General features: G+C 38.1%; 13 protein-coding genes. 1 reads left to right on the forward strand and 12 read right to left on the reverse strand.

Annotation, left to right across the window (positions count from 1 at the left end):
• Positions 1 to 46 precede the first annotated feature (46 nt).
• From CKV71_RS08725 to zapA, 12 genes are all read right to left on the reverse strand, one after another.
• Positions 47 to 556 (reverse strand): YfcE family phosphodiesterase, encoded by a 510-nt coding sequence (locus CKV71_RS08725; protein WP_095105891.1) that lies wholly within the window; start codon positions 554 to 556, stop codon positions 47 to 49.
• Positions 553 to 1,137 carry an XTP/dITP diphosphatase gene (locus CKV71_RS08730; RefSeq protein WP_095105893.1) on the reverse strand — a complete coding sequence of 195 codons (585 nt, stop codon included), beginning with the start codon at positions 1,135 to 1,137 and terminating at the stop codon, positions 553 to 555. The genes CKV71_RS08725 and CKV71_RS08730 overlap by 4 nt, the downstream gene beginning before the upstream one ends.
• 15 nt (positions 1,138 to 1,152) lie before the next feature.
• Positions 1,153 to 1,953 carry a glutamate racemase gene (gene racE, locus CKV71_RS08735; RefSeq protein WP_095105895.1) on the reverse strand — a complete coding sequence of 267 codons (801 nt, stop codon included), beginning with the start codon at positions 1,951 to 1,953 and terminating at the stop codon, positions 1,153 to 1,155.
• Positions 1,954 to 2,141: 188 nt separating this feature from the next.
• Complete coding sequence (sdhB, locus tag CKV71_RS08740) at positions 2,142 to 2,966, reverse strand: succinate dehydrogenase iron-sulfur subunit (protein WP_095105897.1); 825 nt, start codon at positions 2,964 to 2,966, stop codon at positions 2,142 to 2,144.
• A complete protein-coding gene (gene sdhA, locus CKV71_RS08745; RefSeq protein ID WP_095105899.1) occupies positions 2,966 to 4,759 on the reverse strand; it encodes a succinate dehydrogenase flavoprotein subunit in 1,794 nt (597 codons plus the stop codon). The genes sdhB and sdhA overlap by 1 nt, the downstream gene beginning before the upstream one ends.
• A gap of 55 nt (positions 4,760 to 4,814) precedes the next feature.
• Positions 4,815 to 5,429, reverse strand: coding sequence for a succinate dehydrogenase cytochrome b558 subunit (locus CKV71_RS08750; protein ID WP_095105901.1), 615 nt, complete (start codon positions 5,427 to 5,429; stop codon positions 4,815 to 4,817).
• Between the two features lie 489 nt (positions 5,430 to 5,918).
• Positions 5,919 to 7,706 (reverse strand): excinuclease ABC subunit UvrC, encoded by a 1,788-nt coding sequence (uvrC, locus tag CKV71_RS08755; RefSeq protein WP_095105903.1) that lies wholly within the window; start codon positions 7,704 to 7,706, stop codon positions 5,919 to 5,921.
• Between the two features lie 236 nt (positions 7,707 to 7,942).
• The gene (gene trxA / locus CKV71_RS08760) at positions 7,943 to 8,257 is read right to left on the reverse strand and encodes a thioredoxin (protein ID WP_047132443.1); all 315 of its coding nucleotides are present in this window, start codon (positions 8,255 to 8,257) and stop codon (positions 7,943 to 7,945) included.
• A 131-nt stretch (positions 8,258 to 8,388) separates the two neighbouring features.
• Complete coding sequence (locus CKV71_RS08765) at positions 8,389 to 10,737, reverse strand: endonuclease MutS2 (protein ID WP_095105905.1); 2,349 nt, start codon at positions 10,735 to 10,737, stop codon at positions 8,389 to 8,391.
• Between the two features lie 9 nt (positions 10,738 to 10,746).
• Positions 10,747 to 12,459 carry a DNA polymerase/3'-5' exonuclease PolX gene (polX, locus tag CKV71_RS08770; protein ID WP_167376392.1) on the reverse strand — a complete coding sequence of 571 codons (1,713 nt, stop codon included), beginning with the start codon at positions 12,457 to 12,459 and terminating at the stop codon, positions 10,747 to 10,749.
• Positions 12,460 to 12,576: 117 nt separating this feature from the next.
• Entirely contained in the window at positions 12,577 to 13,098 is a 522-nt protein-coding gene (locus tag CKV71_RS08775) for a CvpA family protein (RefSeq protein ID WP_095105909.1), read from the reverse strand.
• A 9-nt stretch (positions 13,099 to 13,107) separates the two neighbouring features.
• Positions 13,108 to 13,374, reverse strand: coding sequence for a cell division protein ZapA (gene zapA, locus CKV71_RS08780; RefSeq protein ID WP_095105911.1), 267 nt, complete (start codon positions 13,372 to 13,374; stop codon positions 13,108 to 13,110).
• 292 nt (positions 13,375 to 13,666) lie between these two features.
• Between zapA and rnhC the strand changes: the two genes are divergently transcribed.
• Positions 13,667 to 14,608 (forward strand): ribonuclease HIII, encoded by a 942-nt coding sequence (rnhC, locus tag CKV71_RS08785; protein ID WP_095105913.1) that lies wholly within the window; start codon positions 13,667 to 13,669, stop codon positions 14,606 to 14,608.

Below are 14,608 nucleotides of genomic sequence, written 5' to 3' on the forward strand. Positions count from 1 at the left end.
AGCGTCAATCAGCACTGCAAAGAGGTGCTTATACGCTGGCAATTTTTTATATCTTAAATTCAACTGTATCAATAATTGTATGTTGGCGAATGCGGAAATTCAGTGTAGCTGTTTGCTCATTCTCATTAATCAATAATTCCGCATAAGTTTCCTCAGTGTTACTTCTCGATTGAGAAATACTGCCAGGATTAATGACATGTACCCCATCCATTTCTTCATAGCGTGCAATATGAGTGTGACCATAGAAAGCAAATTGGCATGCTAGTGATTTTGCTTTTTCAGCCAATTGCATGCGTGTCGTATTGACATTATACATGTGGCCGTGCGTATAAAATGCACGCACACCATCCGCTTCCACCACTTCTTCTCCCGGAAACTCCGGATAAAAATCGCAATTGCCTTTCACACGTCGATATAAACTAAGTTCCGTATCATCATATTGAAATTCTGAATCACCCAGATGAATCGCCACATCTACTTGATTATAGTGATTAAACACTTCAAATAAGATACCCGCTTCTGTATGATTATCGCTGACAATTAACCATCTACTCAAATTTGATCACCCTTTAAATAGTTTCGCAGTTTATCAATTGCACGACGTCTATGACTGATTTCTCCTTTTTCTTCAGCAGAGAGCTGTGCCATTGTTTTACCTTTTTCAGGAACAAAGAATATCGGATCATAACCGAATCCATTGTCGCCTTCTTTCGCATGTGTAATTTCTCCATCAACTGTGCCTCGGAAAGTCACCGTTTCTTCGTTCGGTGCACTCATACTGATAACACACACAAATTGCGCATCGCGATTTTCATTTTCACCTAAATTATCCAACAACTTTACAATATTAGCTTCATCATCTTTATCAGTCCCTGCATAACGCGCAGAATAAATTCCAGGTTCTCCATTTAACGCATCTACTGCGAGGCCGCTGTCATCCGCAATAATACGTTTGCCCAATGCTTGAGCCGCTGCTTCTGATTTCAATTTAGCATTCTCTTCGAATGTTGAGCCAGTTTCTTCTACATCAAACCCCTCAATCAATTCACCGATGCCAATGACGTTATACTCAGGAAAAATCACTTTGAAATCATTAATTTTACCTTTATTTCCTGTTGCTATTACTAAATCTTCCATCTCTTCCACCTCTATTTAATCGACTTTTACCATTGTGACTGCAACATCATCCAACTTCAACCATTGCGAAATAATATATTCAATATGTTCTGTGTCTCCTGTCGCAAAGAAACGATGTTGCGGATTTGGCGTATAAGGGGCATGTTCATTACTGAACGTCAACAAAGCACTCACTTCACGCGCAGTTTCCAACCCAGAAGAAATTACCGTCTTCGTACCACCGAAATATTCATAAATCGGCTCAAATAACAACGGATAATGCGTACAACCTAAAATAACTGTATCCGCTTTATTATTACGAAACGCTCTTAACGTTTGGTGAATCACAATATTCGTCGGTACCGGATCATGATAACGCATCTGTTCCACCAACGGCACAAAGTCCGGGCAAGCAACTCCTGTCACCTCAACATTCGGGTTAATCGCTTTAATATGTTTGGTATAAGCCTCTGATTTGATAGTCCCTTCAGTTCCTAACACCATCACATTATTATTTTTAGTTGTCATAATCGCCGTACGTGAACCCGGTTCAATAACGCCAATAACAGGTATCGGCAACAATTCTTTTAAAGTATCCAGTGCTACAGCAGTCGCCGTATTACATGCAATGACTAACATCTTAATATCAAATTCCATTAACTTCTGTGCCAATTGTACAGTAAATTTCCGCACCTCATCACCAGGTCGCGGACCATAAGGACAACGTGCACTATCACCTAAATAATAAATCGTTTCATTCGGCAGCTGACGCATAATTTCTTTGGCTACAGTGAGGCCGCCGACTCCTGAGTCAATCACTCCAATAGGTTTGTTCATATTTTTCTCATCCTTGCGCAAAACATTCTTAAACTATATTTTATCACAATCGCCAAATGCATTGAATTAATCAGAATTTGTTACCCATCTTACCCTGGCTCCGTCGAAAGAAACCTTTGGAGAGCGGCATGCACCAAAAAAGGCCTGAGACATTTAATAATATCCCAGGCCGTTCTATAAAATATTAATTAGTTCACTTGGTGATCTGAACCAAAGAATGATTTAAACATATAGAATGAAGTTTCTCTGTTTAATGCTGCGATTGAAGTTGTCAAAGGAATACCTTTAGGACAAGCATTTACACAGTTTTGAGAGTTACCGCATTCTTGTAATCCACCTGCTCCCATTAATGCATCTAGACGTTCGTCTTTTGTCATTGAACCAGTTGGATGTAGGTTGAATAAACGTACTTGTGAAATTGCTTGTGCACCAACGAAACCATTATTTTTAGTTACGTTAGGACAAACTTCTAAACATACACCACAAGTCATACATTTAGATAATTCATAAGCAGTTTGACGTTTTTTCTCAGGCATACGAGGTCCTGGACCTAAATCGTAAGTACCATCGATTGGAATCCAAGCTTTCATACGTTTCAAGTTGTCGAACATGCGAGAACGGTCAACTTGTAAGTCACGAATGATTGGGAAAGTTTTCATTGGTTCTAAGCGAATCGGTTGTTCTAATTGGTCAACGATTGCTGAACATGCTTGACGTGCATGGCCGTTGATAACCATTGAACAAGCACCACAAACTTCTTCCAAACAGTTCATGTCCCAAGTTACTGGCGCTACTTTTTCGCCTTTAGTATTGATTGGATTACGTCTGATTTCCATCAAGCACGCAATAACATTCAAGTTTTCACGATAAGGAATCTCGAATTTTTCTTCATATGGCTGAGAGTCACTTGTATCTTGTCGTTTAATAATCAAAGTTACAGTTTTTTGTTTATTAGAAGCTTGCTGTTGTTGATGGTGTTGCTCAACAGCTTGATCTTTTACTTCTTCTGCCATTATGATTCGCTCCCTTCTTCTTCTTCCTTATTCTCTGCAGTATGAGATTTACTTGAGTAGTCACGTTTACGTGGTGGAATTAAGCTGATATCAACATCTTCATATGTGAATGTTGGTGCTTCATATTTACCATTGTAATGCGCCATTGTTGTTTTCAACCATTCTTCATCATTACGATTAGGGAATTCTGGTTTGTAGTGAGCACCGCGTGATTCGTTACGGTTATACGCACCAATAGTGATAACACGTGCAAGCACTAACATATTCCATAATTGACGAGTGAAGAATACTGCTTGGTTACTCCAAGTTTGTGTATCTTCCATATCGATGTCTTTGTAACGTCTCATCAACTCAAGAATTTTTTCGTCAGTCTCAAGCAATGCTTTATTTTCACGTACTACAGTTACGTTTTTAGTCATGATTTCACCAAGTTCACGGTGAAGTTTGAAGGCATTTTCAGTACCTTTCATATTCAATAATTCGTCGAAACGTTTTTGTTCTTCGTCAACTCTGTCTTGATACAAGCTGTCATCTAATTCTGTGTAAGATTGTTCAACTGTATCAATGTATTTAACTGCGTTAGGCCCCGCTACAGTACCGCCGTAAATTGCAGATAATAATGAGTTCGCACCTAAACGGTTACCACCATGTTGTGAGAAGTCACATTCTCCTGCTGCAAATAATCCTTTGATTGTAGTATGTTGATCATAGTCTACATACAATCCGCCCATTGAATAGTGAACGGCTGGGAAGATTTTCATTGGTACTTTACGTGGGTCGTCACCAGTGAATTTTTCATAAATTTCGATGATACCGCCTAATTTAACATCTAATTCATGTGGATCTTTATGTGAAAGGTCAAGATAAACCATGTTTTCACCATTGATACCTAATTTTTGGTTCACACAAACATCGAAGATTTCACGTGTTGCGATGTCACGTGGAACTAAGTTACCGTAGTCAGGATATTTTTCTTCTAAGAAATACCAAGGTTTACCGTCTTTATATGTCCAAATACGGCCACCTTCACCACGCGCTGATTCACTCATTAAACGTAATTTATCATCACCAGGAATTGCAGTTGGGTGGATTTGGATAAATTCACCGTTTGCATATACCGCACCTTGTTGGTAAACGATAGATGCTGCTGAACCTGTGTTGATCATAGAGTTTGTTGTTTTACCGAAGATGATACCAGGACCACCAGTCGCCATAACAACTGCATCTGAACGGAATGAATCAATTTTAGCATCTGTTAAGTTTTGAGCCACGATACCGCGAGCAGCACCATCATGGTCTTTAACAAGTCCTAAGAATTCCCATCCTTCATATTTAGTTACAAGTCCATCAACCTCAAATTTACGAACTTGTTCATCTAGTGCATAAACTAATTGTTGACCTGTTGTCGCACCAGCATAAGCTGTTCTGTGGTGCATTGTACCACCGAAACGACGGAAGTCTAATAAGCCCTCAGGTGTTCTGTTGAACATTACCCCCATACGGTCAAGCAAGTGAATGATTTTTGGTGCTGCATCAGCCATTGCTTTTACTGGTGGTTGGTTAGCTAAGAAGTCGCCACCATAAACCGTATCATCGAAGTGAATCCAAGGTGAGTCTCCTTCACCTTTTGTATTAACAGCCCCGTTAATACCCCCTTGTGCGCACACAGAGTGCGAACGTTTTACGGGTACAACTGAGAATAAATCAACATGTACACCTTGTTCTGCTATTTTAATTGTTGTCATCATGCCGGCCAATCCGCCGCCGACAACAATAACTTTTTTCTCTGCCATATTAAATGTCACTCCCTGAAAATATAACCTTTATTTACGCTGATTCTATGCTCTGTTAAACAAATGCTAAGATTGCACTCACGCCGATATAAGCGACTACGATGAATACAATTAATGAAATCCATGTGAATACACGTTGTGATTTCGGTGATTGCAAGAATCCCCAAGTTACGCCGAATGACCATAAACCATTAGCGAAGTGGAAAATAACTGCAACAGTTAAAATAATATAGAAAACCAACCAAAATGGATTGCTTAATAAGTCATGCATCATAGTGAAGCCAAGTGTTTTATGACCCATCCACATTTCAATTTTAGTTTGATAGAAGTGGATAGCGATAAAGATAAATGCTAAAACACCTGTAATACGTTGCATCATGAACATCCAGTTTCTGAACCATGAATAATGCCCGACATTTTCTTTAGCTGTGAAAGCAATATGCACACCGTATAATGCATGGTATAAAATTGGTAAGTAAATAAGTAAAATCTCAAGTGCTAGCAAGAATGGTAGTGATTCCATGAACTGAGATGCTTTGTCGAATGCGCCAGCTCCTTTTGTTGCCTGATGGTTAACCGTCAAATGCACAAGTAAAAATGCTCCGATCGGAATAACCCCTAGTAACGAGTGAATACGTCGCAAGTAGAATTGATTCTTAGTATAACCCAAAAGGAAGTCCCCCCTGTGAAACAAATAGTATTTATGGTTTTATTCAAAGGATATGAATTGGAAAAGCCCTAAATTGTCCCACAATTTTCCCTAATCAAAATTTTTAAAGTATCTAAATAAAAATACTGGTGTGTAATTCACAGTCTGTGCGAGCAACCCACAAGTTCAGAAATTGTATTTCTATGTATTTGACCCCTATCTAAGCTGTCTTTTCTGAACGCTTGCTTCTTGTTGAATTTCTGTTAAAAACTTTGATATAGAGCTAATTGAGAAACGTTTTCATTTAGAAAGCGTTTACAAACAGTCCTAAAAAAATATAAAACCTCGTTAACGATATTGTAACATTTTTTGACCGTCTTTTGGGCATGAGAATAATTCTCATCGCACTTTTTTCTATTTTGCATTTTATTCAAATAATATTACACTTTTATTAACAAAAAGAGTGCGCAAACTGCATAAAATAATAACTATTTATGCAGTGACACACCCTTAATCGTCTTTATTCAATTCATTTTGTAAACTTTCCGCTACTTTTTGAGGCAATCCTGCTTCTTGCAAATCTTCCAATGTAGCTTCTCTCATTTTTTTAATAGAACCGAAAGTACGTAATAAAGTTGTTTTACGTTTTGGACCGATTCCTTCTACCTCATCTAACACTGAAGAGAAACTATGTTTTTGTCTCGTTTGACGATGGAAAGTAATGGCAAAGCGATGGACTTCATCTTGGATACGTTGTAATAAATAGAAAGCTTGGCTATTCTTCTTCAAAGGTACCACTTCAGCTGCAGGTCCATAAATTAATTCTGAGGTGCGGTGTTTATCATTTTTGCGCAAACCTGCCACCGGAATATCTAATCCTAGTTCATTTTCTAGTACATCAATGGCTACAGACATTTGTCCTTTGCCTCCGTCGACAATAATTAAGTCCGGCAATGGCAAACCATCATTCAACACACGTGTATAACGTCTGCGAATCACTTCACGCATTGATTTATAATCATCTGGACCTTCAACTGTTTTAATTTTGTATTTACGGTATCCCTTTTTATCAGGTTTGCCATCTACAAAAGTAACCATTGCAGATACAGCATCGACACCTTGGATATTAGAGTTATCGAAAGCTTCGATACGAATCGGCGTCTGAATTCCCATTTGTTCGCCTAACTCTTCAATCGCTTTAATGGTTCTAGATTCATCTTTTGCGATCAACTCAAATTTATTTTGCAGCGATACTTCTGCGTTATGGTTAGCCATATTGACTAAGTCTTTCTTTTGTCCGCGAACTGGTTGTAAAATTTTAGTATCTACCACCGACTCAATCATTTTACGATCTAGATTCTTCGGCACGTGTACTTCTTTCGGCAATAAATGTTGATTCAAACGATAGAATTGACCGATAAACGTATAAAACTCTTCTTCTGGTGTTTGCTGCAATGGAATCATGGTAGTGTCACGCTGAATCATGTTCCCGTTTCGTACAAAGAAGACTTGAATACACATCCAGCCTTTGGAAATATAGTAACCGAAAACATCACGCGCAGTGTTATCTGCTGACATGATATTTTGTTTTTTCGTCAAGTTATGGATATGTTGAATTAAATCACGATATTCCTTAGCTTGCTCGAAATCTAAATTTTCACTGGCTGCTTGCATTTTCGCTTCTAAGTTTTTGATGATTGTTTTATCTTCGCCATTTAGAAAATCGCTGACTTCTTGCGTCATTTTATCGTACTCTGCTTGATCCACATCATACACACATGGACCTAGGCATTGGCCAATGTGATAATATAAACAAAGTTTATCCGGCATCTTATCACACTTGCGGAAAGGATAAATACGATCCAGTAACTTTTTCGTTTCTACAGCAGAATAGGCGTTAGGATAAGGGCCAAAATACTTTCCTGTGCCTTTTTTAACCGTACGCGTTACTAATAACCGCGGATATTTTTCCTTCGTTATTTTAATAAAAGGATAGCTTTTATCATCTTTCAACAGAATATTATATCGTGGCTGATATTGCTTGATGAGATTGAGTTCCAGTAATAAAGATTCTGTTTCACTATCGGTGACAATGAATTCAAAGTTGCGGATTTCACCGACTAAACGTGTCGTCTTAGCGTCGTGAGCGCCTGTAAAGTAAGAACGCAATCGATTACGCAAACGCTTGGCTTTTCCGACATAAATCACTTGATCATTGCGGTCTTTCATCAAATAACAGCCTGGTTCAAAAGGCACTACTGAAAGTTTTTCTTTAATTTTTTCTTGATATGCCTCCACGTTTCTTCCTCCTTTCTTTAAATTTAAGCGTTACATGCATTGATTTGTCAGTCATTATAACATTTAAACGTCTTACTTAGCTTGTTGCAATACTTTGAGTACCGCTTTAGCAGACGCAAAAAAACTGGACCACCCTAAAAAGTGAATCCAGCCTTTTTAACTAACCTATTTCATATCGACGATATTCTTCAAAGTTTCAACTTTAAACGCCGAAACAAGACATTATTCTATGCAACTTATAGGTGTTTGTTTAAAACTTCTGCTAAGTTTTCTTTTGGTTGGAAACCGACTACTTTATCTACAGGTTGTCCATCTTTGAAAACGATAAGAGTTGGAATACTCATTACTTCGAATTTAGCAGCAGTGTTAGGGTTTTCGTCTACATCTAATTTTAAGACGTCAGCTTTACCTTCAAAATCTTGTGCTAATTCTTCTAATACTGGAGCAATCATTTTACATGGTCCGCACCAAGTTGCCCAGAAATCTACTAATTTAACACCGTCTTGAACTTTTTCATCAAAGTTTGAGTCAGTTACTTTTACTAATGCCATAAATATCGTTCCTCCTTAGGAATTTAATGATGAACAAAGTATATCAGATACATTTTAAAAATGCACTGGCTTTGCTCATGAAAAATTGTGTAATAATGCGTGTTTGCGCTATTCATTTACTGTTTTTTTAGTTACTTCAATTCGGCAACTGTTACACCGAATCCGCCTTCGCTCGGCATACCTGTGCGGAATGAAGCTACGTTTTTATGCTTTTTCAAATGTTGCTGTACTGCCTTTTGCAATGCACCTGTTCCCTTTCCGTGAATGATATAAACGTTTTCGTAGTTGCTGAGCATTGCTTGGTCGAGATATTGGTCGAGTGCTGTGATTGCCTCTTCATAACGATATCCTCTCAAATCCAGCTCCATTTTCACGCTGGAACGGTTGGTACGTGAAATCGTCTTGGCAGGTTTCTCTTGAGTTTTCTTTTTCTTCTCTAAATCTGCAATCGGTAACTTCATTTTAATGATACCCATTTGGACAACCGCTTCATCATCATCCAAAATTTCAAGCACTTCGCCTTTTTGTCCGTAAGTCAAGACTTTGACTTCGTCTCCGGCTTTGATTTCATCCCATTTTTGTTTCTTAACATTTTGTTTGATATCTGTGCCTTCATATTGCTCATCTAAGTGTTTACGTTTCTCAATCAGTTCATGCTCTTTGACTTCTGCATCTTTTTCATCGCGCATCTGACGCAAATCTTGGATAATGTCATCCGCTTCTTTCGTCGCAGCTTTCACACGCTGATTCGCTTTGACTTTGGCATCGTCCATGAGTTGTTTCTCGTAATTTTGATATTGCTCGTATTTTTTATTTAAATCGCCATGTACTTGTTTAGCTTCTCTTAATAACTGGTCGAGCTCAATACGTTGCGTTTCTACTTTCTTAGCATTCTTTTCTAAAGAAGCAATCATATTGTTGATTTCTTGTTCATCTTGACCGATTAAGGATTTCGCTTCGCGGATAATGTTGCCACTCAGGCCTAGTTTGCTGGAAATTTCAAAGGCATTGGAACGACCGGGCACACCCATCAATAATTTATAAGTCGGGCTTAACGTGTTGACGTCGAATTCCACGCTGGCGTTCATGACGCCTTCACGGTTGTAACTATAGGCTTTTAATTCCGGGTAGTGGGTAGTTGCCATCACTAAGGCACCTAATTGTTGCACGTGATCTAGAATGCTCATCGCAAGCGCAGCCCCTTCACTCGGGTCTGTTCCTGCTCCTAATTCATCAAATAGAATCAGGCTGTTATGGTCTGCGTGTTTCAATATCTCTACAATATTCTTCATATGAGAAGAGAAAGTAGAAAGTGATTGTTCGATAGATTGTTCATCTCCGATATCACAATATACGTTATCGAAGACGTTTAATTTACTGCCGTCTAAAGCAGGAATCAACAGACCTGATTGTGCCATCACAATAATCAAGCCCAGTGTTTTCAAGGTTACGGTTTTACCACCTGTATTAGGCCCAGTGATAATTACTGTTTGAATATCTTCTGCAAATTCAATTGTATTCGCTACTACTGTTTCACGGTCTAATAATGGATGAAACGCTTTAGGCAGATAAACATTGCGTTCTTGTGTAAATTCAGGTTTCGTTCCTTTAATAGATTGGCCGTAACGTGCTTTCGCTGTTAAGAAGTCAATTTGACCCATCACTGATTCGGCAATTAAACATGCATCCGCTTCAGCAGCTACTTCAGCAGAAAGTGCACTCAGAATACGTTCTACTTCTACCTTTTCATCATTACGCAAACGGCTGATTTTGTTATTCATTTCCACGACTGCTGATGGTTCGATATATAAAGTTTGTCCTGAAGAAGATTGGTCATGCACGATACCATTAAAGTCTTGGCGGTATTCTGCTTTGACAGGGATAACATGACGGTCGTTTCTGACCGTGATAATCGCATCAGATAATTTCTTCTGATTCGATTGACTCTTAACGACTCTGTCTAAATTCTGTTTAATACGATTTGAAGTACTGTGAATGCGACTTCTGATACTTTGCAATTCATAACTGGCATCATCAAATAAATCAAAGTTATCGCATTTCTGATGAATCTCTTGATATAAATCTGAGAGTATCGGCAATTGCGCCATTCTTTCATCTAAAATAGGATAATTGATGGCTTCCTCTTCTTCTAATAATTGACTGTAAAAAGTTTTGTATTGATTCTGAACTTGAATTAAACGTTTAATTTGATTCAGTTCTCTCACATTTAAGATACTGCCGATTTTCGCACGATGAATCAGCGGTTTGACTTCTGTCAATCCGCTTAAACTCGGCAAACGATGCTTGTTATAGATTTGGGAAAGTTCATCTGTCTCATTCATTTGATAAACGACAGTATCATAATCAGATGCAGGCGTCATTTGGGTTGCTTTAGCTTTTCCTAAATCACTGACTGCTTCTTTTTCAACGCTTGCTTTGATTTTCTCAAAATCAAGCACATCTAAGGTTTTCTGTCTCATTTCATTCCCCTATTTCTGTAGTTTTTTATTATTTTCAATAAACGATTTAAAGTCTGCACGACTCATCGTATTTAAGATTCTGTCTTTATTGATAAAGGCTTTCTGAGCAGTAGCCACACCATATTTCATCAATTCCAGATTATCAATATGATGTGCATCTGTATTAATCGTTACCATGATATCATGCACGGGTCTTAACACCTCTGCACTTAAATCCAAACGTTGCGGGTTAGCATTGATTTCTAAAATCGTACCTGTTTCACGCGCCAAGTCAAATAAGCGTGGCAGATTAACTTTATAACCTGGTCGACGTCCGATAACGCGCCCTGTCGGATGTGCAATATGCCGTACGTAAGGATTGCGGCATGCCGACTCTAAGCGGTGCATGATTTCCTCTTCTGTTTGGCCGAAACTTTGATGGATAGAAGCAATGACATAATCTAACTGTGCTAATATCTCGTCTGGATAATCCAGTGTACCGTCTGCTAAAATATCCATTTCAGTACCAGAGTAAATATCTATTTCATCATATTCTGCATTCAACTTTTTAATTTCGGCATTTTGACGTAATAAACGGTCGATATCTAGTCCATGCGCTACTTTCAAACTGCGTGAATGGTCTGTTACCACCATATATTCATAACCTTTAGCGATGTTAGCTTCAACCATTTCTCTTAAACTGAAAGCCCCGTCACTCATTGTGGTATGCATATGCACATCACCTTTAATATCGTCTAACGTAATGATGTCAGATAAATCACGATCAAACTCTGAGCCATCTACACGCATAGGCGGTGCAATCCACGGTCTGCCGAAATGTTCATAAATAGCAGCTTCACTGTCAAATTGCAATAAAGTGCCGTCCGCTTGTTCAATTCCATATTCACTGACCTTTTCGTCACGTTCTTTGGCCAGTTGACGAATACGAATATTGTGATCTTTGGAACCTGTAAAATGTTGCAACGTATGATAATAAGCTGCTGGCTCAATAATCCTGAAGTCGATTTCAATAATTTCATCGTCAAATTCTACTTCGACGGATACTTTAGTCAACCCGACTGCGACATCTTTCACTTTATGAGGAATATCAATCAGTGCTTTTTGCACCTTTTCAGGATCAGTTGAACTGATAATATAATCTAAATCTTTGCTCATTTCTTTAACACGACGGAAACTGCCTGCGACATGAAATTTATCAATGCCTTCTACCGTCGTCAAATAAGCTTCAATTTCATTATTGAGTTTGATAAGAAGATTAATCGGAAAATGTGTTTTGCGTTCACTCAGCGCTTTAACGCCTGCCAAAATATTCTCTTCTGTCTTTTTGCCGAAACCACTTAAAGCACTCACTTGATTCTTTTCACAAGCTTCTTGTAATGCTTCTTTGTTAGTGATTCCGAGTTCTTTATACAGCTTGGCAATTTTTTTACTGCCTAAACCTTGAATTTTTAATAAGGGCACTAATCCTGCAGGCACTTCTTTTTCTAGGGCTTCTAAAGTTTCAGACTGACCAGTCGCTAAATATTCATTAATAACTTCCCCGACACCTTTACCGATACCCTTTAAATCCGTCACATCATCAATTTCATCCAAGGTACGCTCATCTGTTTCTAAACTTTGCGCTGCTTTACGATAGGCAGAAACTTTAAAGGTATTTTCACCATTAAGTTCCATGTAAGTTGCGATTTTCTCTAGTAAACCGACAACATCTTTCTTAGTTATCTTCTGACTCATATTTTTTCACTCCAATTAAAAAGAGAGACAAAAAGCAGTTCGGCTATCAAAAATTGATGTGCGAAAAGCGGCGCCTCCTCTTAGTTTCTTCTTTTAAAAATGAAATTATAATGCCATTATCAACGTTGATAAATATGGGGTGTGGAACAAAATTAGTTGCGCAATGATTGAGTGTGCGAACTGACTTTGAATCCAGACACTCGGATAGAGACTGCACATATATAATACCGGCAGCAACACAGCAGTTGAACTCACAAAGCTCAGTATCACTCCTGCAATTCGGCTGAATAGCGTCATGTTATTGATATACGTCATTTTATCAAATACCGTCAAAATAAGATATAAAATAAACTTGCTGATAATAAAGATGAAAATAAATGCTGCTATCGCTTCAAATCGCAAATGTATATGAGAATATTCAATATAATAATGCGTTAATGCTGCTTGTGTCTTAGGAAACGGCAAGAATAATTCGAGTCGCTCTGCAATCGGATGATAGAAGCTTGCTGCGATAAACAAAGAGGCTAACGTTGCCAGGAAGTGCAAGGTACTCAGCCATATTCCTCTGCGAAAGCCCATCGCAGCAATGATTAAAAAGACAAAAAAGATAATAAAATTTAAAATCATCGGCAGAACCTAATGTTCTTGATTTTTTAAGCGATTCAATTCATGTGTCAAACGACGATTTTCTTCTTCCAATAATACTTTTTCATGCATAATATTCACAGCAGTCAATACTGCTTTGCGTGTAGTATCCAATCCGGCACTTTTACGCCCGAGATCTTGAATTTTTTCATCGACTAAATGTGCGACATAACGAATATGCTCAGGATTATCTTCGCCCACTATCGTATAATTTTTATTATTGATCGTTACGTTGATTCTATTTTTAAATTCGCCCATATGATAACTCCTATCTAGCGTAAATTATAAATTCTGATCAGCAATCCATCCATCTAACTGGTTGCCTTTATTTTTTCAGCAGATTAATTTTCTCTTTAAATTTGACTTCTTATCTTAGAAATGTTTCTGCTCGTCATCACGACCCATTATACACGAGTCATATTTAATATGTAAGTAGTGATTGTCTTTTTACAACATAACTTAAACGAATTGTAATCTAAGGAAATTGGTATTCATATTGCAATGTAGTAAAATGGATTTAAATTATTTTTTATAAGCAAGGAGTCTCATCATGGCAAATGCCGTATTTAAATTAACCGAAACAGAAATAAAGCACTTAATGGAGAAAACAAAGTTCTCAACAGATAGTTTACCGCCTGGGATGCGTGCACGCACGAAGTATCAAGGCACAACTATCAATATTTATAATTCCGGCAAGGTGATGTTTCAAGGCAACCAAGCCGAAACCGCAGCCCAACAATTGCTAGGCAACAAGGATGCAAGTGTTTCCGGCAAAGCATCCGCTAAAAAAACTACTGCGACTAAGCAGAGTTATCCTTTTAATCAAGCGAATTGTATTGGCAGCGATGAGGCTGGAAGTGGTGATTACTTCGGTCCGTTAACCGTTTGTGCCGCTTACGTGTCTAAGAAAAATGCTGAAATTTTAAAAACATTAGGTGTAGATGATTCTAAAAAGTTAACTGATGCAAAGATTGTGGAAATTGCTGAACAAATCATTACCTTTATTCCACACTCTCTGTTGACGATGAACAACGTTAAATATAACGAACAGCAACGTAAGGGCTGGTCGCAAGTGAAAATGAAAGCCGTCCTGCATAATCAAGCGATTCAAAATGTCGTCAATAAAATTGACCAGAATAACGAACCGTTAGATTATATCGTTATCGACCAATTTGCAGTACGAGGCGTCTACCAAAATTATGCGCTTTCCCCGCTTCCTCACCCTGACAAAACGCACTTTGAAACCAAAGGCGAGTCTAAATCTATTGCTATTGCAGCAGCAAGTATTATTTCACGTTACGCCTTTGTTAAACACATGGATCATATTGGACGTGAATTGCATACCACTGTTCCAAAAGGTGCCAGTAATAAAGTAGATTTATTTGCCGCAAAGCTGATTGAACAATACGGCATCGCAAAATTAGATGCGATTTCGAAAGCGCATTTTAAAAATCGTGATAAAGCATTAGCTTTATATGAGAAAAAGCATTAA

It is taken from the genome of Staphylococcus piscifermentans (assembly GCF_900186985.1).
GTDB lineage: Bacteria > Bacillota > Bacilli > Staphylococcales > Staphylococcaceae > Staphylococcus > Staphylococcus piscifermentans.

What these genes read in the sequence shown, in the direction of transcription:
- sdhA (WP_095105899.1), bottom strand. Translation starts at nt 4,759, where the DNA reads ATGGCAGAGAAAAAAGTTATTGTTGTCGGCGGCGGATTGGCCGGCATG.
- CKV71_RS08765 (WP_095105905.1), bottom strand. Translation starts at nt 10,737, where the DNA reads ATGAGACAGAAAACCTTAGATGTGCTTGATTTTGAGAAAATCAAAGCA.
- trxA (WP_047132443.1), bottom strand. Translation starts at nt 8,257, where the DNA reads ATGGCATTAGTAAAAGTAACTGACTCAAACTTTGATGAAAAAGTTCAA.
- CKV71_RS08730 (WP_095105893.1), bottom strand. Translation starts at nt 1,137, where the DNA reads ATGGAAGATTTAGTAATAGCAACAGGAAATAAAGGTAAAATTAATGAT.
- CKV71_RS08775 (WP_095105909.1), bottom strand. Translation starts at nt 13,098, where the DNA reads ATGATTTTAAATTTTATTATCTTTTTTGTCTTTTTAATCATTGCTGCG.
- racE (WP_095105895.1), bottom strand. Translation starts at nt 1,953, where the DNA reads ATGAACAAACCTATTGGAGTGATTGACTCAGGAGTCGGCGGCCTCACT.
- rnhC (WP_095105913.1), top strand. Translation starts at nt 13,667, where the DNA reads ATGGCAAATGCCGTATTTAAATTAACCGAAACAGAAATAAAGCACTTA.
- zapA (WP_095105911.1), bottom strand. Translation starts at nt 13,374, where the DNA reads ATGGGCGAATTTAAAAATAGAATCAACGTAACGATCAATAATAAAAAT.
- sdhB (WP_095105897.1), bottom strand. Translation starts at nt 2,966, where the DNA reads ATGGCAGAAGAAGTAAAAGATCAAGCTGTTGAGCAACACCATCAACAA.